The sequence below is a fragment of the Nevskia sp. genome, assembly GCF_021732705.1.
In the GTDB taxonomy this organism is placed as follows: Bacteria; Pseudomonadota; Gammaproteobacteria; order Nevskiales; family Nevskiaceae; genus Nevskia.
In genome coordinates this window covers 187,448-207,059 of record NZ_JAKFUM010000011.1, presented here as the reverse complement: position 1 = coordinate 207,059, position 19,612 = coordinate 187,448, and the positions used below count along the sequence as shown (strand labels likewise).

The 19,612-nt window shown below is 67.6% G+C and carries 16 protein-coding genes; 8 read left to right on the top strand and 8 right to left on the bottom strand.

Annotated features, from left to right (window positions below; translation table 11 throughout):
* Positions 1–70 precede the first annotated feature (70 nt).
* The 6 genes from QZ951_RS14855 to QZ951_RS14830 all read right to left on the bottom strand — a co-directional run bounded on the left by QZ951_RS14855 (position 71) and on the right by QZ951_RS14830 (position 6,868).
* Positions 71–808: an SDR family oxidoreductase gene (locus tag QZ951_RS14855; protein ID WP_293001890.1), complete on the bottom strand. Its 738-nt coding sequence runs from the start codon at positions 806–808 to the stop codon at positions 71–73.
* Positions 805–2,112: an FAD-binding oxidoreductase gene (locus QZ951_RS14850; RefSeq protein WP_293001888.1), complete on the bottom strand. Its 1,308-nt coding sequence runs from the start codon at positions 2,110–2,112 to the stop codon at positions 805–807. The genes QZ951_RS14855 and QZ951_RS14850 overlap by 4 nt, the downstream gene beginning before the upstream one ends.
* Positions 2,112–3,542: a UbiA family prenyltransferase gene (locus tag QZ951_RS14845; protein ID WP_293001886.1), complete on the bottom strand. Its 1,431-nt coding sequence runs from the start codon at positions 3,540–3,542 to the stop codon at positions 2,112–2,114. Before QZ951_RS14845 ends, QZ951_RS14850 begins: the two co-directional genes overlap by 1 nt.
* 4 nt (positions 3,543–3,546) lie before the next feature.
* The gene (locus QZ951_RS14840) at positions 3,547–4,527 is read right to left on the bottom strand and encodes a lysylphosphatidylglycerol synthase transmembrane domain-containing protein (protein WP_293001884.1); all 981 of its coding nucleotides are present in this window, start codon (positions 4,525–4,527) and stop codon (positions 3,547–3,549) included.
* Between the two features lie 191 nt (positions 4,528–4,718).
* The gene (dxs, locus tag QZ951_RS14835) at positions 4,719–6,608 is read right to left on the bottom strand and encodes a 1-deoxy-D-xylulose-5-phosphate synthase (RefSeq protein ID WP_293001882.1); all 1,890 of its coding nucleotides are present in this window, start codon (positions 6,606–6,608) and stop codon (positions 4,719–4,721) included.
* A 14-nt stretch (positions 6,609–6,622) separates the two neighbouring features.
* Entirely contained in the window at positions 6,623–6,868 is a 246-nt protein-coding gene (locus QZ951_RS14830; protein ID WP_293001880.1) for an exodeoxyribonuclease VII small subunit, read from the bottom strand.
* A gap of 147 nt (positions 6,869–7,015) precedes the next feature.
* On the opposite strand from QZ951_RS14830, the gene QZ951_RS14825 reads away from it, so the two are divergent.
* The 8 genes from QZ951_RS14825 (at position 7,016) to htpX (ending at position 15,966) form a co-directional block, all read left to right on the top strand.
* Entirely contained in the window at positions 7,016–7,438 is a 423-nt protein-coding gene (locus QZ951_RS14825) for a DUF6249 domain-containing protein (RefSeq protein WP_293001878.1), read from the top strand.
* A gap of 22 nt (positions 7,439–7,460) precedes the next feature.
* Positions 7,461–8,072, top strand: coding sequence for a sigma-70 family RNA polymerase sigma factor (locus QZ951_RS14820; protein WP_293001876.1), 612 nt, complete (start codon positions 7,461–7,463; stop codon positions 8,070–8,072).
* Positions 8,073–8,122: 50 nt separating this feature from the next.
* The gene (locus QZ951_RS14815) at positions 8,123–8,494 is read left to right on the top strand and encodes a hypothetical protein (RefSeq protein WP_293001874.1); all 372 of its coding nucleotides are present in this window, start codon (positions 8,123–8,125) and stop codon (positions 8,492–8,494) included.
* 155 nt (positions 8,495–8,649) lie between these two features.
* Entirely contained in the window at positions 8,650–10,605 is a 1,956-nt protein-coding gene (parE, locus tag QZ951_RS14810; RefSeq protein WP_293001872.1) for a DNA topoisomerase IV subunit B, read from the top strand.
* A 92-nt stretch (positions 10,606–10,697) separates the two neighbouring features.
* Positions 10,698–10,955 carry a hypothetical protein gene (locus QZ951_RS14805; protein WP_293001870.1) on the top strand — a complete coding sequence of 86 codons (258 nt, stop codon included), beginning with the start codon at positions 10,698–10,700 and terminating at the stop codon, positions 10,953–10,955.
* Positions 10,952–12,601 (top strand): GMC family oxidoreductase, encoded by a 1,650-nt coding sequence (locus tag QZ951_RS14800; protein ID WP_293001868.1) that lies wholly within the window; start codon positions 10,952–10,954, stop codon positions 12,599–12,601. Before QZ951_RS14805 ends, QZ951_RS14800 begins: the two co-directional genes overlap by 4 nt.
* 189 nt (positions 12,602–12,790) lie before the next feature.
* On the top strand, positions 12,791–15,034 hold the full coding sequence (parC, locus tag QZ951_RS14795; RefSeq protein WP_293001866.1) for a DNA topoisomerase IV subunit A: 2,244 nt from the start codon (positions 12,791–12,793) through the stop codon (positions 15,032–15,034).
* A 59-nt stretch (positions 15,035–15,093) separates the two neighbouring features.
* Positions 15,094–15,966: a protease HtpX gene (gene htpX, locus QZ951_RS14790; protein ID WP_293001864.1), complete on the top strand. Its 873-nt coding sequence runs from the start codon at positions 15,094–15,096 to the stop codon at positions 15,964–15,966.
* A 366-nt stretch (positions 15,967–16,332) separates the two neighbouring features.
* On the opposite strand, the gene QZ951_RS14785 is transcribed toward htpX, so the two are convergent.
* Both QZ951_RS14785 and epmB read right to left on the bottom strand, forming a co-directional pair.
* Positions 16,333–18,438 (bottom strand): GGDEF domain-containing response regulator, encoded by a 2,106-nt coding sequence (locus QZ951_RS14785; protein WP_293001862.1) that lies wholly within the window; start codon positions 18,436–18,438, stop codon positions 16,333–16,335.
* A gap of 2 nt (positions 18,439–18,440) precedes the next feature.
* Positions 18,441–19,457: an EF-P beta-lysylation protein EpmB gene (gene epmB, locus QZ951_RS14780; protein WP_293001860.1), complete on the bottom strand. Its 1,017-nt coding sequence runs from the start codon at positions 19,455–19,457 to the stop codon at positions 18,441–18,443.
* Positions 19,458–19,612: the final 155 nt, after the last annotated feature.

The following is a 19,612-nucleotide window of genomic DNA, read 5'->3' as shown; positions in this document are numbered from 1 at the left end:
TCGCCCAGAACGCGCCGGCGACCACGCCGCACTCGCGCGCGACGCGGCGAACCGCGTTCGCGCAGCGGGCTCAGAGCTTGAGCTTGCGGAAGATCGTTTCCGGCACGTTCTTGATGATCTGCATGATTCCCCACCAGAACCATGGCGTGTAGAGCACCGGCTTGCCGCGCTGCACGGCCTTGACGATCGACTTCGCGACCGACGCCGGCGTCGCCCACAGCGGGCCTTTCTTGAAGCTGGCGGTCATCGGCGTGTCGACGAAGCCGGGCTTGATCGTCAGCACGTGCACGCCTTTCGGGTGCAGGCGCTGGCGCAGGCCGCTGGTGAACGCGGTGACGGCAGCCTTGGCCGAGCCGTAGACATAGTTCGACTGCCGGCCACGATCGCCGGCGACCGACGAGATCACCGCGATCGAGCCGCGACCCTGCGCCTCGAAGCGGTTGCCGAGCTCGGTGCACAGCACCATGTAGCTCAGCGCATTGGTCTGGAACTCCGCCAGCATCAGGTCGCTGGAGGCTTGGGCAGCGGTCTGATCGGTCAGCGTGCCGTGGGCGATCAGCGCGGTGTCGAGCCCGCCGAGGCGGCGCGTGGCTTCATCGACCAGCGCCGGGTAGTCGGTCAGCGAGCGGGCATCCATCACGTGGATCTCGGCCTGCGGCGCACCGCGCAGGCGCAGGTCATCGGCAATCGCGCCGAGGCGATCCGGGTTGCGACCGACGAGGAACAGGGCATCGCCCAGCGCGGCAAATTCGCGGGCGGTGGCTTCGGCGATCGCCGAGGTGGCGCCCATGATCAACACTCTTCTCATTTCGCGGTTTCCGTGACGCGTCGCCAGAACGACGACGAAAATTTCGGATCGACGTAGCGGGAAAACGCTTCCCACTGCGGAAAATACTGCTGGAACGACGCGGCGCTCATCCGCGCATCCTTCGCCGGATAGACCGCGCCGCCGACGCTGCGCGTCAGCCCGTCGAGCGATTCGAGCAGCGCCAGCGTCTTCGCGCCGCGGTTCGGGAAATCCAGCGCCAGGGTCGCGCCGGGACGCGGGAACGACAGCAGCCCGCGCGACGCGACCGTGCCGAACGTCTTCAGCACCACGAGGAACGAGCCGAGGCCGGACTGGCCGATCTGCCGCAGCATCTCGCTGAGCACCGCTTCGGCGCCGTCCTGCGGCACCACGCACTGGTACTGGTAGAAGCCGCGCGGGCCGTACATCCGGTTCCATTCGAGGATCGAATCGAGCGGATAGAAGAACGGCCGGTAGTGCCACAGCGCGTCCTGCGCCACTGCACTCGGACGGTGGTAGTACAGCTTGTTGAACGCGGTCAGGCTCAGCGCGTTGACGGCGGAGAGCGGCGGCGTGAACGGCATCGTCATCGTGCCGCTGCCCGGACCGCGGGCGCTGGCCGGCGTCACCGCGTGATTGCCGCGGATGAAGTGGCCGCGGCCGAGCCGCCGGCCGACGCCGGAGCAGTCAATCCAGGCGACGGTGTATTCCCAATCGCGCTCGGATTCGGCGGCGATCTCGAAGAACTCGCGCAGATTGCCGAAGCGCTGGCTGTCGCCGCGCAGCCACGGCCCCGGCACGCGCTTCAGCTGCACCGTGGCGCTGACGATCAGGCCGGTCAGGCCGAGCCCGCCGATGGTGGCGGCGAACCAGTCGCTGTTCTCGCTCGGCGAGCAGCGCAGGGTGCTGCCATCGGATCGTCGCAGCGTGAAGGCCAGCACGTGATTGCCGAAGCTGCCGGCGCGGTGATGGTTCTTGCCGTGCACGTCGTTGGCGATGGCGCCGCCGACGGTCACGAAGCGGGTGCCCGGCGTCACCGGCGGAAACCAGCCGCTCGGCAGCGCCAGATCGATGATTTCGCTCAGCAGCACACCGGCTTCCAGCTCGATCACGCCGGTGGCCGGATCGAACGCGATGAAGCGGTCGAGCTGACGGGCATTCAGCAGCGCCGCGCCATCGTTCTGGCAGGAGTCGCCATAGCTGCGGCCGTTGCCGAACGGCAGCATCGAGGCCTCGTCCGGCAGCCGGTCGAAGCGGCTCGCGAGGCCGTGCACGCGATGGCTCGCGCGCGGCCAGCGGCCCCAGCTGGTCCCCGGCGCTGCCATCAGATCGCGAAGGCGACGATGGCACCGATCATCGCGATCACCGCGATGCTGATCCGGTCGCGGATCGCGAACAGGATCGGGTCGTCGTGCATCTGGCCGCGCGTGGTCAAGAGCCAGACCCGGCTGATCCAGTACAGCATCAGCGGCGGTACCAGCCACAGCGGCTTGGAATCGGCATACAGCGCGGCCGATTCCGGGCTGTTGATGTACAGCGCCATGACCACGATCGCGGCATAGCCGCTGGCGGTGCCGAGACTCATCAGCAGCGGCAGATCGTCAGCGGTGTAGCCGCGGCCGGCGGCCTTGCCCTTGCCGGCGCGGGCGGCGTCGTCGAGTTCGGCATAGCGCTTGACCACGGCCAGACTCAGGAACAGGAAGATCGAGAACGCCAGCAGCCAGAACGACACGGTGACGCCGCTCGCGGCACCGCCGGCGATGATGCGGATCGTGTACAGGCCGGCCAGCATCATCACGTCGACGATCGCGGCGCGCTTGAAGCGCAGCGAATAGGCCCAGGTGAACACGTAATACGCGCCGAGCACGGCGACGAACTGCCAGCCGACCTCGAGCGCGATGACCAGCGCCGCAACGAACAGACCGCCGGCCACCATCACGCCGCGGCTGGCCGGCAAGGCGCCCGATGCGAACGGCCGATGACGCTTGCGCTTGTGGCGGCGATCGGACGACAGGTCGAGCAGGTCGTTGAACAGATAGACGCTCGAGGCGCACAGCCCGAACGCGACGAAGGCCAGCAGGCTGTTGCCGAGCACGGCGCCGTCGAGCACCTTGTGGGCCAGCAGTGCCGGCACGAAGATCAGCAGGTTCTTGACCCACTGATAGATGCGCATCGCCTTGATCCACAGCTTGGGCGAACTGCGCAGCGCCGGGAACACCGGGCCGAGTTCCGTGACCTGACTGGCGGCATCGGCCAGCCCAGGCCCGGCAACGACGATGGCCTGCCGCGCCGACGACCAGACCTTCAGGTCGACCGTGTCGTTGCCGGCGTAGTCGAAACCCTTTTCGCCGTAGCGGGCGACCAGCGCCGCGCGCTTGCGCTCGCCGGACAGGTTGTCGCCGCCATCCGCCGCGATGACCTCGTCGAAGATGCCGAGATGGGCGGCGACGGCGTCGGCAATCGAGCGGTGGGCAGCGGTCGCGAGAATCAGCGGCCGGCCGGCGGCGCGCTGCTCGCGCAGCCAGGCCAGCAGGTCCTCGCGGTACGGCAGGCTGCTGACATCGATTTCAGCCCGGGCCGAGACTTCGCGCTTGAACGTCGCCTTGCCCTGCGCGACCCAGCCGGGCAGGGCGAGCAGCGACGACGGCGACTGCTTGGCCAGCCCGAGCAGGGTTTCGTGCAGGGTATCGATCGGCGTCAGCGTGCCGTCGAGGTCGACGCACAGCGGGAAGCCGGCAGGTGCAGAAGCGGTCATGGAGTCAGACGGAACCGGAAACGGGGGCGGGAACGGCACGGGTTTCAAGCACGGTGGCTGCGATCAGACCGAGGACGACGGCGAACCACAGCGTGGCGAGACGGCACAGCAGCATCGCGATGACGGCCGTGGCCAGCGGCACGCCCTGCGCCACCAGCAGCGCCGGCATCACCACTTCCATGCCGCCGATGCCGCCAGGCATGAAGAATGCGGCACCACCGGCGAGCACCGACACACCGTAGATGCCGGTCGCCTCGGGAATCGACGACTCGATCGCCAGACCTTGGAGAATCCAGTAGAACCCGACGCCCTCGGCACCCCAGGCGACCACGCCGAGCACCAGCCCGGACAGCAGCAGGCGCGGCGTCAGCAGGGCCTTCGACGAGCGCAGCAGATTGGCGATGCCGGTCAGGGCCGCCGCGATGCGGCCGCTGCGCCGCGCACCGAGACGGTCGAAGCCGCGTGCGACCTGCGGGCGGCCGATGAACACGACCAGCGCCAGGGTCGTGCCGAGCGCGCCGACCAGCACCGGCCAGTACGACGGATCCTTCAGCACGATCAGGCAGGCGATCAGCGCGATCGCCATCAGATCGAGCACGCGCTCGACGAACAGCGCGGCAATGCTGTCCGGATAGCTGACGCCGTGCTCGCGCAGGTACAGCGAGCGCACGGCCTCGCCGGCCTTGCCCGGACTCACCGTGAACGCGAAACCGCAGAGGTAATAGAGCAGGTGACGCCCGCGCGGCACGTCGTGCCCGAGTTCGCGGATGTACATCGACCAGCGCCCGAAGCGCAGCAGATAGTTCAGCGCCGAGGCGCCGAGCACCAGCGCGGTGCCGCCCCAGCCGAGCGCCAGCAGCGCCGCTTCGAGACGATCGGCATCGGTGATCACCGCCGCCGCCAGATAGACCAGCACGCCGAGCCCGGCGATCGCGATCAGCGCCCGTCGGCGTCCGTTGGACGGTTTCGCGAGTTCAGCGGTCAAGCGGTTCCCCGGCAACGATGCATGGAGCGTTCAGCCTGGTTCGCGGCCGTGGTGGACACGGCGTCGCGTCGTGGTGACGGTGGTTGCATTCCCGTATTGTCGCAGTGCACAACGGCTTTGGCATTGATGAAAGCACACCGCTCGTCGATTGATCCGATCAAGCCGTCAGGTACTGTGACGGGTGCCCTGATTCACGTCGGGTTTTCGAGTTTCCGGCCGGCGCCGGGCGCGGCTTCCGCGAGCATGTCGACGGTTCTCGCGGCTGCGGTGCCATCGGCACGGCACAACAGCCGCAGGCGCGCCTGAATCGCCCGCAGCAGGCCCCCGGCATCGAGCCCGCAATCGGCCAGCAGCTGCTCGCGGCTGCCGTGGCTGACGAAATGATCCGGCAGGCCGAGGTTCAGCACCGAGCGGATGAGGCCCTGTGCCGCCAGCCATTCGTTGACCGCGCTGCCGGCGCCGCCGGCAACGGCGTTGTCCTCGATCGTCACCAGCAGGTCGTGCCGCGCGGCCAGCCGGTCGATCAGCGCGCCGTCGAGCGGCTTGACGAAGCGCATGTCGGCGACCGTGGCATCGAGCAGGTCGGCGATGTCGAGCGCGGCCGGCAGCAAGGTGCCGAACGACAGCAGCGCCACCTTCTGGCCGCGCCGCCCGCGGCCCTCGCGGCGGATCACGCCGCGGCCGATCGCGACCGGCTCGGCTGCGGCGATCGTCGCGCCCGGCCCGCGGCCGCGCGGATAGCGCACGGCACTCGGGCCAGCGTGGGCGAGCCCGGTCGCGAGCAGTGCACGGCATTCCTGCTCGTCGCTCGGTGCCATCAGCAGCAGGTTCGGAATCGCCCGCAGCAGCGACAGGTCGAACGCGCCGTGGTGGGTCGCGCCATCGGCCCCGACCAGCCCGCCACGGTCGACCGCGAACAGCACCGGCAGCTTCTGCAGCGCCACGTCGTGGATCACCTGATCGAGCGCGCGCTGCAGGAACGTCGAATAGATCGCGACCACCGTCTTCAATCCGGCGCAGGCCATGCCGGCGGCCAAGGTCACCGCATGCTGCTCGGCGATGCCGGCATCGAACAGGCGATCCGGAAACGCCTTCGCGAAGTCGACCAGGCCCGAGCCCTCGCGCATTGCCGGCGTGATCGCGACGATGCGCGGATCGGCCGCCGCCGCTTCGCACAGCCACTGGCCGAACACTTCGGAATAGGCGGGCGAGGGTGCCGTCGTTGCCGGCCGCGTGCCGGTCACCGGATCGAAGCGGGTGACGCCGTGGAAGCCGATCGGATCGGCCTCGGCCGGGGCATAACCCTTGCCCTTGACCGTGACCACGTGCAGGAACTGCGGCCCCGGTGTCTGGCGCAGCCGCTGCAGCGCCGGCAGCAGGCGGTCGAGATCGTGACCATCGATCGGCCCGCTGTACGTGAAGCCCAGCGCCTCGACCATCGCCGCCAGGGTCGCGCCGCCGCCCGCCGCCGGACGACTGCGGCCAAGCTGCCGGGCCACGGTGTCGCGCAGCGCGCCGACGTTTTCCGAGATCGACCAGTCGTTGTCGTTCAGGCAGACCAGCAGGTCGAGCCCGAGCGCACCGGCGTGATTCAGCGCTTCGAACGCCATGCCGGCGGTCAGGCCGCCATCACCGATGACGGCGACCGTCTTGGCGCGGGTGGCTTGCGCGCGCGCGGCCGCAGCGAAGCCCGTCGCGGCGGAAATCGCGGTGCCCGCGTGGCCGCCTCCGAACGTGTCGTACGCGCTTTCGCCGCGATCGAGAAACGGGGCCAGCCCGCCGTGCTGGCGAATGCTGTCGAGCCGTGCCCGGCGGCCGGTGACGATCTTGTGGACATAGGCCTGATGGCCGATGTCCCAGACCAGCGCATCACGCGGCGTGTCGTAGACGCGGTGCAGCGCCAGAGTCAGCTCGACCACGCCGAGGCTGGCGGCAAAGTGGCCGCCGACGCGCGACACGGTCTCGATCAGGTAGCGCCGGATCTCGTGCGCCAGTTGCGGCAGGTCGGCCGCCGACAGCCGGCGCAGGTCGGCCGGATCGGCAATGCCGCCGAGCAGCGCGTAGCCGGGGATGTCATTCATGGACAGCGCTGCGCTCAGGCCTCGGACGGACCGGCGTCGGCATCGAGCAGGTTCCGGACCCGCAGTTCGGCGGTTTCGAGCGAGCTGCGGCAGACCTTGGTCAGGCCCATGCCGCGCTCGAACAGCACCAGGCTTTCCTCCAGCGGCAGATCGCCTCGCTCCATCTTGGCGACGATCGCTTCGAGTTCGGCCAGCGAGCCTTCGAAGCGCGAGACCGGATCGTCGGCGGGAGTTTCGGCAGCGGCGGCTTTCTTGGTCATCGGATCGGGATTCAAGGCGGGCGGCGCAATTGTAGGTCAGTGGTCGCCGGCCGGCCGAACGCCGGCAGCCATCGCGTAGGCTGCTGCATCCGTTTCCGCGGACCGCTGCATCTGACTGACCGAACCCAACGCCACCCGGAGCACCCCATGTTTCTTGCATCAGCAGCAGAGTTCGGCATCGACTTCGGCCAGCACGCCGGCGGTGATTCCGGCTTCACGATGGTCGAGGCACTGGTGCCGCTGTTCGGCATCGTCGCCGTGTTCGGCATGCCGGTGGTGATCGTGCTGGCCGTGCTGCGCTACCGCGCCAATCGGCAGAAATCGATCAACGAAATGGTGCTGAAGCTCGCCGACAAGGGTCAGCCGATCCCGCCGGAGCTGTTTCTGGAGCCGGGCAAGAAGCGCAAGAGCGACATCAGTTCCGGCCTGAGCCTGGTCGGCGCCGGTGTCGGCCTGATGGGCTTCTTCTGGTTCGCGGGCGCCGACGAAGCGATCGGCATCGGCTTCATCCCGCTGGCGATCGGGGTCGGCCAGCTGATCGCGTGGAAGATCGAACAGCAGCCGAAGTAAGCCCGAGCCCGCACGACGCGACATGTCCAGCGACGCCGTCAAGGTAGCCGCCGCGCAGGAACCGGTGCCCTCGGAAGGGCCGCCGGATTCCGCCCTCGTGGCCCGCGTGCTGGCCGGCGACGACCGCCACGCCTTCGCGGTGCTGGTGCGTCGCCACCAGGGCGCGGTGCGCGCGCTGCTGCGCCGGCTGTGCAAGGGTGACGATGCCTTCGCCGACGATCTGGCGCAGGAAACCTTCCTGCAGGCGCATCGAAAGCTCGACCAGTTTCGCGGCGATGCCCGCTTCAGCACGTGGATCTACCGCATCGCCTACAACAGCTTCCTGATGGCGATCCGCTCGCGCCACGTGGAGGAATCGCTCGACGATCACGAGAACGACGTCGACGACGAAGGACCGCAGGACCTGCACCCGGAAGAGACGACCGCCGACCTGCAGATGGATCTGCAGCGCGCATTCGCGATCCTGTCTCCGGCCGAGAGAGCCGTGATTGCCCAGTGCTACTATCTGGATCGCAGTCACGAGGAAGCGGCCTACGCGCTTGACTGCCCGCTGGGCACGGTGAAATCGCACATTTCGCGTGCCAAGCAGAAGCTGAAGGCGCATCTGCAGGTCTGGGAGCCACGAACGTCATGACTATCGAGCGCAAGCCCCCCCCAGCTCCGGGACAACCCGAGGACCCTGCAATGGACGGATCGATGTTCCCGGCCGGTTTCGGCGGCCCGATGGATCGCGGCGACGCCGGCAGCGATGCCTGGATCGAAAGCCTGCTGCGCGAAGATGCCGCGCGCCAGCCGCACATCGCCGATGACGGCTTCGCGTTCCGCGTGATGATGAACATGCCGGCGCCGCGCAAGCCGGCCCCGAAGTGGATCGTGCCGATGGCGGCGATCGTCGGCAGCGCGGCGGCCGTCGGCCTGACCCCGGCGGGTGCCTTCATCGTCGACAACCTGTTGCATCTGCTTGATTTCCGGAATTTTTCGCCGGTGCAGATGATGGTGCTGGTACCGGTCGTGCTGGCCTACGCCTGCTCGTTCTCGGCACTGCGCGAGCGCTGAATCCCCCGCGGTTCCGGGCTCGCTGAAGTGCCGGGGCGCCGGCACGCCGGGTTTCGCGTTCGCCGCTGCGCCTGACCGGAGACTCGCTTGCGACCCGGGAAGGCATTGGGTACCGTCCGCGCACTTTCGCAGTCCCGATTCGACTCCCCGCGACGATGGCCACCCCGAACAACAACGCCTATGGCGCCGATCAGATCGAAGTTCTGAGCGGGCTCGACCCGGTGCGCAAGCGCCCGGGCATGTACACCGACACCGCGCGCCCGAACCATCTGGCGCAGGAAGTGATCGACAACTCGGTCGACGAGGCGCTCGCCGGCCACGCCAAGCGCATCGACGTCACCCTGCTGGCCGACGGCTCGCTGAAGGTCAGCGACGACGGCCGCGGCATGCCGGTCGACATCCACCCGGAACACGGGGTGTCCGGTGTCGAGCTGATCCTGACCAAGCTGCACTCGGGTGCGAAGTTCTCGAACAAGGCCTACGGCTTTTCCGGCGGCCTGCATGGCGTCGGCGTGTCGGTGGTCAACGCGCTGTCGAAGGTGCTGGAAGTGCGCGTGGTCCGCGGCGGTGGCGAGTACCTGATCGGCTTCGCCGACGGGCACAAGGCCAACGAGCTGACCCGGGTCGGCGACGCACCGCCGCGCAAGTCCGGCACCACCGTGCATTTCTGGCCGGACGAGAAGTATTTCGACTCGCCGAAGTTCTCGATTCCGCGACTCAAGCAGGTGCTGCGCGCGAAGGCGGTGCTGTGCCCGAACCTGAAGGTCACGCTCGATGACCAGATCAGCAACGAGCAGACCGTCTGGCAGTACGAGAACGGCCTGCTCGACTATCTGAAGGATTCGCTGAACGGTGCCGAGGTGCTGCCGGCCGAGCCCTTCGTCGGCAAGTTCGCCGCCAAGCGCGAGGAAGCCGAATGGGCGCTGTGCTGGTCGGTCGGCGCCCAAGGCGGCGCCGGGGCGGAGGCGGTGTCGGAGTCCTACGTCAACCTGATTCCGACGGCGCAGGGCGGCACCCACGTCAACGGCCTGCGCACCGGGCTGACCGAGGCAATCCGCGAATTCTGCGAGTTCCGCAACCTGCTGCCGCGTGGTCTGAAGCTGTCGCCGGAAGACGTCTGGGCCGGCTGCAGCTACGTGCTCAGCATCAAGATGCTCGATCCGCAGTTCGCCGGCCAGACCAAGGAACGGCTGTCGTCGCGCGAGACCGCGGCTTTCGTGCAGGGCGTGGTCCACGACTCGTTTTCCGTGTGGCTGAACCAGCATCCGGCCGAAGGCGAGCAGGTGGCGCAACTGGTCATCGCCAACGCCAATGCGCGGATGAAGCTCGCGAAGCAGGTCGTCCGCAAGAAGGTCACCAGCGGCCCGGCGCTGCCCGGCAAGCTGGCCGACTGCGTGCTGACCGACCTCAATCAGACCGAGCTGTTCCTGGTCGAAGGCGATTCCGCCGGCGGCAGCGCCAAGCAGGCGCGCGATCGCGACACGCAGGCGATCATGCCGCTGCGCGGCAAGATCCTGAATTCCTGGGAAGTGGACGCCAACGAAGCGCTCGCATCGAATGAAATCCACGACATTTCGGTGGCGATCGGCGTCGATCCGGGCTCCAAGGATCTGACCGGCCTGCGCTACGGCAAGATCTGCGTGCTGGCCGATGCCGATTCCGACGGCCTGCACATCGCGACGCTGCTCTGCGCGCTGTTCCTGAAGCACTATCGGCCGCTGGTCGCGGCCGGCCACGTCTACATCGCGATGCCGCCGCTGTTCCGCATCGACGCTGGCAAGCAGGTGTTCTACGCGCTGGACGATGCCGAGCGCGAAGGCGTGCTGAAGCGCCTCGAGGCCGAAGGCAACAAGGCCAAGATCAGCGTCACCCGCTTCAAGGGTCTCGGTGAGATGAACCCGCTGCAGCTACGCGAAACGACGATGGCGCGCGACACGCGACGTCTGGTCCAGCTGACGCTCGACGGCAGCCTCGACACCGGCATTCCGGATGCCGAGGACGCCGCCCCGGTCACCACCGTCGACCAGATCATGGACATGATGCTGGCCAAGAAGCGGGCGGGGGATCGCAAGGCCTGGCTGGAAGAGAAGGGCGACAAGGCGGAGGTTTGAGCGCCCCTGCGTGGGGCATCGGATCGGCATGACCGCTTCCAGTGCCCGAAACCGCCCCGCTCGTGCCCGCAGCCACGCGAGGGAATGGCGCGATGCCGGTCGCCGGATTGCCGAAAACCCGCGCGCTGCCGCGCCGCATTCCGACCTGGATTCCCGCATACCTTCAAGGGCTTGCGGAAGCCGCACCCGCCATTTCACGCCGGAGCCGGGCGGAGCACGGACCGTCCGGTTCCTGCACGGCGCTCAGGACGAGCAAGAATGTCTCCGACCGAATGGCGATGCCGCCGCCCTTCGGCACGAATGATGTTGCGACTGAAGCAGCACCGGATCCGAACGCGCACCTGACATGATCGACGACGCCAAAACCACCCGCCCCGGCACCGAACTGACCGCCGATATCTGCATCGTCGGCGCCGGTGCCGCCGGCATCACCTTGGCGCTGGAACTGATCGGCAGCGGCAAGTCGGTCCTGGTGCTCGAATCCGGCGGGATGAAGCCGGAGGACAGCGCACAGGCGCTGTACACCGGTGAAACGACGGACGAAGCGCTGCATCCGCCGCCGGACAAGTACCGCGTGCGTACCTTTGGCGGTTCGACCACGATCTGGGGCGGCCGCTGCATGCCGCTCGATCCGATCGATTTCGAGGCGCGCGACTACCTGCCGCACAGCGGCTGGCCGATCCGGTACGACGATCTGGCGCCGTTCTATCCGCGCGCCAACGAACTGGTCGAGGCCGGCAAGTTCGCCTACACCGCCGAGACCGCGTATGACGGTCCGGCACCGCCGGCGATCCGTGGCTTCGACAGCGACAAGGTCAGCCAGAACCGGCTCGAACGCTTCAGCCTGCCGACCAATTTCGCAGCGAGCCACGGCGACAAGTTGGCGGCCGCGACCAATGTCCGCGTGCTGCTGCATGCCAACTGCACCGGCATCCGCCTGACCGCCGATGGCACGGCGGTCGATCATCTCGATGTCGCGGTGCTCGACGGCCCGCGGTTCACGGTCAAGGCGCGTGAAGTCGTGCTGGCGACCGGGGGGCTGGAAGTGCCGCGCCTGCTGCTGGCGAGCAATGACGTGAAGCCGGCGGGTGTCGGCAACGATCACGACGTCGTCGGCCGCTACTACATGTGCCACATCGCCGGCACCGCCGGCACCTTGACCGTCACCAAGCCGCGCAGCGACGTGCACCACGGCTACGTCGTGACGCCGGACGGCATCTACGCCCGCCGCCGCTTCGCGATCAACGAGCCGGTGCAGCGCGCACTGAGGGTCGGCAACTTCATCGCCCGCCTGCATTTCGCCAATCTGAACAATCCGGCGCACCGCAGCGGCATCCTGTCCGGGCTGTATCTGGCGAAGTCGTTCATCAGCTATGAGTACTCCAAGCGCCTGCACGACGGCCAGCCGCGCACGTTCAAGACCTGGCTGCTGCATGCGCGCAACATCGTGTTCGATCCGTTCGACACGCTGGCCTTCCTGTGGCACTGGATCACCAAGCGCACGCTCGCCAGACGCAAGTTCCCGTCGGTGGTGATTCCGTCGCGCGCGAACCGCTTCAGCCTCGATTTCCACTCCGAACAGCAGCCGTCGCCGGACAGCCGCATCACCTTGATCGAGCAGCGCGACGCGCTCGGCCTGCCGCAGATCCGCATCGACTGGCGCTACACGCAGTGGGACATCGACACCGTGCGCGTCTCGCTCGGTGTGATCCGCGACGAACTGGCGCGCACCGGCTGCGGCCGGCTGGAATACAACGAGGCGACGGTGGCCGAGGAAGCGCTGCGCTACGGCGCGTACGGCGGCCACCACATCGGCACCGCGCGCATGGGGGCGGACCCGAAGACCAGCGTCGTCGACGCCGATCTGCGCGTGCACGGCGTGCGGAACCTGTCGATCGCCAGTGCCGCCGTGTTCCCGACGTCGAGTCAGGCCAATCCGACCCTCACCATCGTCGCGCTTGCCGTGCGGCTGGCGGCGCGGCTGCGCGCGGCCTGATCGTTCGGCGTCATTGCTGGCGAACGGTAGGCCGGAATGGGGGGTCGAATGCAGACGCCTGAAACGCGCCACCCGGTTTCGCCTGATGCTGGCGACGGCCGCGGTATCGCCACTTTTCGCGGCGTCAATGCCAAACTCCGCGCCCTCCGCCGCTGCCGCTGCGGCGCCATCTGACTGTGCACGCGATTCATGAGCGAACCGACTGAAACCGAACGCATCCCGCTCCGCCTGTTTGCGGAGAAGGCCTATCTCGACTACTCGATGTACGTCGTGCTCGACCGCGCGCTGCCGCATGTCGCCGACGGCCTGAAGCCGGTGCAGCGCCGCATCATCTACGCGATGAGCGAGCTGGGGCTGTCGGCGCAGTCGAAGCCGAAGAAGTCCGCCCGCACCGTCGGCGACGTCATCGGCAAGTTCCATCCGCATGGCGACAGCGCCTGTTACGAGGCGATGGTGACGATGGCGCAGCCGTTCAGCTATCGCTATCCGCTGGTCGATGGTCAGGGCAACTGGGGCTCGGCGGATGATCCGAAGAGCTTCGCGGCGATGCGCTACACCGAAGCCAAGCTGACGCCGTACGCGGCGACCCTGCTCGGCGAGCTGGAAATGGGCACGTCCGACTGGGTGCCGAACTTCGACGGCACGATGACCGAGCCGAAGCTGCTGCCGGCGCGACTGCCGAACATTCTGGTCAACGGCACGACCGGGATTGCGGTCGGCATGGCCACCGACATTCCGCCGCACAACCTGCGCGAGCTGGCGGCCGCCTGCCAGATGCTGCTGAAGAACCCGCAGGCGACGCTCGATGAGGTGATGACCGTGCTGCCGGGGCCGGATTTCCCGACCGGCTGCGAAATCATCAGCGAATCCGCGGAGTTGCGGAAGCTGTACGACACCGGCAACGGCATGGTGCGGATGCGCGCGCGCTGGGAAAAGGAGGACGACAACGTCGTCATCACCCAGCTGCCGCATCAGGTCTCGCCGGCCAAGATCCAGGAGCAGATCGCCGAGCAGATGCGGGCGAAGAAGCTGCCGCTGGTCGAGGATCTGCGCGACGAATCGGACCACGAGAACCCGACGCGGATCGTCATCATTCCGCGCAGCAATCGCGTCGACATCGATGCGCTGATGACGCACCTGTTCGCGACCACCGATCTGGAAAAGTCGGTGCGCGTGAACCTGAACATGATCGGGCTGGATGGCCGTCCGCGGGTCAAGAACCTTCCGGAAATCCTGCGCGAGTGGCTGGTCTACCGCGTCGCGACGGTCAAGCGCCGCCTTGAATTCCGCCTGAAGAAGGTCAACGAGCGGCTGCACATCCTCGATGGCCTGCTGATCGCGTTCCTGAACATCGACGAAGTGATCCGGATCATCCGCTACGAGGAAGATCCGCACGCTGAACTGATGCGCCGCTTCGGCCTGAGCGATCTTCAGGCCACCGCGATTCTCGACCTGCGCCTGCGCCACCTGCAGAAGATCGAGGAAATGCAGATCAGGGGCGAGCAGGCCGAACTCGCCGCCGAACGCGACAAGCTGCAGGACCTGCTGTCGTCGGACGCGAAGCTCAAGAAGCTGGTCGGCAAGGAAATCGACGAGGACGCGAAGAAATACGGCGACGCACGGCGCTGCCCGCTGGTCGCGCGTGCGCCGGCGGTGGCGCTGGAAGCGACCGAGATCCTGCCGAGCGAGCCGATCACGGTGATCCTGTCGAAGGCTGGCTGGATCCGTGCCGCCAAGGGGCACGAGGTCGACGTCACCGGCATGAGCTACAAGACCGGCGACGAATATCTGACCTCGGTGGCCGGGCGCACCAACCACCTGCTGATCCTGCTCGATTCCAAGGGCCGCGCGTACACGCTGAACCCGCGCGAGCTGCCGAGCGCGCGCGGGCAGGGCGAGCCGGTGACGACCAAGCTCGATCTGCAGGACGGGGCCGCGATCGTCGCCATGCTGGCCGGCGACGGCGGCGATCGCTACGTGCTGGCCGGGTCCGATGGCTACGGCTTTGTCGCCAAGCTTGACGACCTGCAGGGTCGCAACAAGGCCGGCAAGGCCTGCCTCAGCCTCGACGGCACGCCGCTGGCACCGCTGTTGACGCGAAATTCAGCCACCGATCGTTACGCGGTGGCGACGGCGGAAGGACGGCTGCTGGTGTTCCCGGTGTCGGAACTGCCCGAGCTGGCGAAGGGCAAGGGCAACAAGCTGATCCAGCTGAAGGGCGAGGACCGCATCGTCGCGTCGTGCCTGCTGCCGGCCGGATCGGCGCTGGAAGTGATGAGCCTGAAGCGGCGGCTGACGATCAAGGCCAGCGATCTGGAGTCGGGCTATGTGGCCGCCCGGGCTTCGCGCGGCAACCCGCTGCCGCGCGGCTATCAGCGAGTCGATGGGCTGGCCGCGATCGCCAGCGGCCGCACCGGCGAATCAGGGTCTTGATTCCGGACGCGCCATCGCCAATTTGTCGATACACCTGAAGGACTGACACGGAACGGAACATGAAGCGCATCGGCCTGTTTTTGTTGACGAATATCGCCATCATGCTGGTGTTGTCGGTGGTCGTGAGCCTGCTCGGCGGCGACCGCTTCCTGACCCGGCAGGGCTTGAATCTGGGCAGCCTGCTGATCTTTTCGGCCGTGTTCGGCATGGGTGGCTCGTTCATCTCGCTGGCCATGTCGAAGTGGATGGCGAAGCGCTCGACCGGCGCCGTGGTCATCGAGCAGCCGAAGAGCGCGGCCGAGGCCTGGCTGCTGGCGACGGTCGAGCGCCAGGCCCGCGCCGCCGGCATCGGCATGCCGGAAGTCGCGGTTTATGACGCGCCGGAAATCAATGCTTTCGCCACCGGCATGTCGAAGAACAGCGCGCTGGTCGCGGTGTCGACCGGCCTGCTGCGCTCGATGAGCCAGGACGAGACCGAGGCCGTGCTCGGCCACGAGATCGCCCACGTCGCCAACGGCGACATGGTGACGCTGACGCTGATTCAGGGCGTGCTCAATACCTTCGTGATCTTCCTGTCGAAGGTCATCGGTTATGCGGTGGACTCGGCACTGAAGCGCGGCGACGACCGCAGCGGTCCCGGCATCGGCTACTACGTGACCTCGATGGTGATGCAGGTCGTGCTCGGCTTCGCCGCATCGATCGTCGTCGCCTGGTTCAGCCGCCGCCGCGAGTTCGCGGCCGACGCCGGCGGTGCCCACTACGCCGGCAAGCGCAAGATGATCGCCGCGCTGCAGAAGCTGAAGGCCGCGCATGAACCGTCGAGCCTGCCGCAGGGCATGCAGGCGATGGGCATCGCCGGCGGCGTCAAGAGCCTGTTCATGACGCATCCGCCCCTGGAGGACCGCATCGCTCGTCTTCAGGCTTCGGTCTGAGCGGGGCGATGCCGCTCCCGATCGCCTTGCGACCGATCCCCGAGGAAAGCGCGCGGGGGCCCTCGGTCGGTGACGATCGTGAGCACCCGCCCCTGGAGGATCGAATCGCTCGTCTTCAGGCTTCGGTGTGAGCGGGGCGATGCCGCTCCCGATCGCCTTGCGACCGATCCCCGCGGAAAGCGCGCGGGGGCCCTCGGTCGGTGACTATCGTGAGCACCCGCCCCCGGAGGACCGCATCGCCTGTCTTCAGGCTTCGGTCTGAGCGGCGGCGCTGCAAACAAGAAGGCGACCCTCGGGTCGCCTTTTTTGTGTCTTTCTGCGGGTCCGGATTCATCTGGACTGCGCTTCCGCCAAACCTCGCAGGCCTCAGCGCCGCTGCACGAAATCCCCGCTGAGCAGCACGACTTCGGGCTCCTGCACGTGGTAGCCCCGAATGAAGTTGACGCCCATCTGCCAGAGCCGGGCCATGACGTTGGCGTCCTCGACATGGCTGACGATGGTCTTGATCTTCCGGATCTTGGCCGCCTCGACCAGTTCGACCAGCCGGCGCTGGCTGTCCTTCTCGCCGAACGCGTGAGTGAACGAGGCGTGGAACTTCAGGAACTGCGCCGGGATGTGGTCCAGCATCTGGATCGAGTTCGAGCCGATGCCGAAATGCTCGATCGCGATGCCGGCACCGAGGTCGGCCAGTTCGCGGGTCAGCGCCTTGGCCTTGCGGATATGGTTCTGCAGCACCAGTTCCTGCGCCTCGAACACGATCTCGTCGGCTTTCAGCCGGCGGCCGTTCAGCACCGTGCGCAGCCAGACGATGAAGGCTTCGGAATCGCGCAGCGTGTCTTCGGACAGCTTCACGAACAGCACCGAGGCCTCGGCGTTCGGCTTGCGGCTCAGGATGATGTCGATGACGGTGCCGACGACCCAGCGGTCGACCGACCGCATCAGATTGAATTTCTGCGCGGCCGGCAGGAATTCCGACGCCGTCCACTCGCGTCCGGCGTCGTCGAACATGCGCACCAGCACGTCGTAGTGACTGCGCGCTTCGCCTTCGAGACTGGCAATCGACTGGTACGCCAGCTTCAGCCGGTCTTCGGCGATCGCGCGGCGGGTTTGCGCGGCCAGCCGTGCTTCCTCGCGCACGTTCTGCGTCGCCCGCGCCGTGCTGCCGAGCAGTACCACGCGATTGCCGCCCTTGCACGACGCGCTGCGCGCTTCGGTGACCAGTTGCCGGATCACGGCCTGTGCGCCGTCGGCCGCACCGAGATGGAACACGGCGATGCTCAGCGACACCTGCGATTCATGATCGTCCAGCGTGTAGATCTCGTCGCGCAGGGCCTTGCGCAGCGATTCGGCGAGCTTCTCGACATCGCCGGCGTCCGGTCGGCACACCAGCAGCGCCAGCTCATCGGTCGAAAACGGAAACAGCTGGTCGAGCGGACCGAGCTGCCGCTGCACCGAGGCTGCCACCTGCGCCGTCAGCGTTTCGGCATCGGCGTGGCCGACGCGGTCTTCAAGGCCGGCGAAATCGTCGATCCGCAGCAGCAGCGCGCTGCGCGTGGTGCCGGTGCTCAGGTTCGGCGTGGCCAGCGCCCGCGCCAGATCGGTGCGGCCGGCGCGGGCCGACGGCGCACAGGCCGGCGGATCGATCACGGCATCCACGGGGCCCGCCGCGCGGATCAGCAACTCGATCACGCGTTCGCCGTCCTGATTGCCGAGGATCAGCTGGGCCTTGACCTCGACCGGCCCCGTGCGACCGACCAGGCGAAGTTCCAGCAGTTCGCCGACATGCTTGCCCTTCAGCACGGCGCGCAGCCGCTCCTTGATCTTGAGCTGCTGGGTAGCCTCGACCAGATCGATCAGCGGCTGGCCGGCCAGCGGCGCCGGATCGTCGTAGCCGAGCAGGCGGGCGAACGCGACATTGGCGCGGGCCAGGATGCCTTCCTGCACCACGCCGACGGCATCGGCCGTGCAGTCGGTGAGCTGCGAGTGCCGTGACTCGAAATCGGCCAGCCGGGCTTCGGTCGTGCGCAGGCGGCGCAGCTGCTGGTGTTTCAGGAACTCCCGGACAACGACCAGTTCCAGATGCCGAAGCTGGGTGGCGTCCTCATACGAAACAAGGTCTTGCGCACCGCTACTGATCGCCAGCACGGTTGCTTCCAAGGTCGGGCTGCGGCTCAGCAGCAGTACCGGCAGATCGGGCTGCAGGCGGCGAACCGACTCCAGCACGCGGTCGCGCGGCGCGGCGCGCACGTCCTTGTCGGCCAGAATCAGGTCCGGCGGTGCGCGGCGAATCCAGTCCTCGACGTCTTCGAGCGTGTTGACCCAGGTGACCCGCAGCGGATGCCCGGCATTGCGCAGATGGCTTTCGATGCGCTTGGCGACATCCTCGGCCGCAGTGACCACCAGCAGCACGCCGCACACGGCATCGGCAGCGGCCACCGGGGCCACCATCGGCGCGTAGGTGTCGGCGGGCATCGCTACCACGGCAGCAGAGTCTTCGCAGGTTCGCCGGCGATTTCCCGGACGAGGCGCGGCACCAGATACCCCGGCAGCCGGGCCGCCAGGCCTTGCATGATGCTTTGGGCGTGTTTGTCGCTCACGTCGAAATGGGCGGCGCCTGACACTCGATCCAGTACGTGAAGATAGTAGGGCAAAATTCCGACAGAAAAGAGCCGTTCGGACAGCTTGACTTGGTCTTCCGTCGCGTCATTGATTCCGCGCAACAGCACGGCCTGGTTCAGCAGCGTCACTCCGGCGTCGCGCAGATCGCGGCAGGCAGTGGCCACCGCATCATCGATTTCGTTCGCGTGATTGATGTGCAGCACCACCACTTTCTGCAGGCGGCTGGCGCGCAGCCACGCGGTCAGCCGGGCATCGACCCGCGCCGGCAGCACCACCGGCACCCGCGTGTGCAGCCGCAGGCGCCGGATCCACGGCCGGGATTCGAGCGCTTCGGCAAACGCGGCGAGCTTGTCGTCGGTCAGCGCCAGCGGATCGCCGCCGGACAGGATCACTTCCTCGATGCTCGGGTCGGCGTCGAGCGCCACCAGCGTTTCGCGCCACTGGCCGCGCGCGGCCATCGTGTCGCCGTACGGGAAATGCCGGCGGAAGCAGTAGCGGCAGTTCACGGCGCAGGCGCCGGTCGCGATCACCAGCGCGCGGCCGTGGTACTTGTGGATGACGCCGCCGGTTTTCAGCTTGTGCAGGTCGCCGACGGCGTCCGCGGTGAACCCCGGCACGTCCTCCGCTTCCTGATTCGACGGCCAGACCTGCCGGAACAGCGGGTCCTGCGCATCGCCCCTGCGCATGCGCGCGATGAAGCTGTGCGGCACGCGGATCGGAAAATCGCGCAGCCGTTCGGTGTCGAGCGCCGGCAGCGCCGGATCGATTCCGAGCGCGGTCAGCAGATCCGCCGGACGCGTGATTGCTTGCGCCAGCGCGGTCTGCCAGGCAGGGCGGGCGGAAAATTCGGTAGGGGCGAGTCCGTCGTCCATCGATTCAGATCAGGTGTCGGCGCCGCGGCCGGGGTCGGCCAGCGGCGCACGAATGCGGGAATTCGGAAAGCTTATCGGCCGATTTCGAAAAAACTGCAAAACAGCCGGTCAGCGAAAGCAAACCTCGGGCCGACGGTCGCCGGTCATGCGGACGG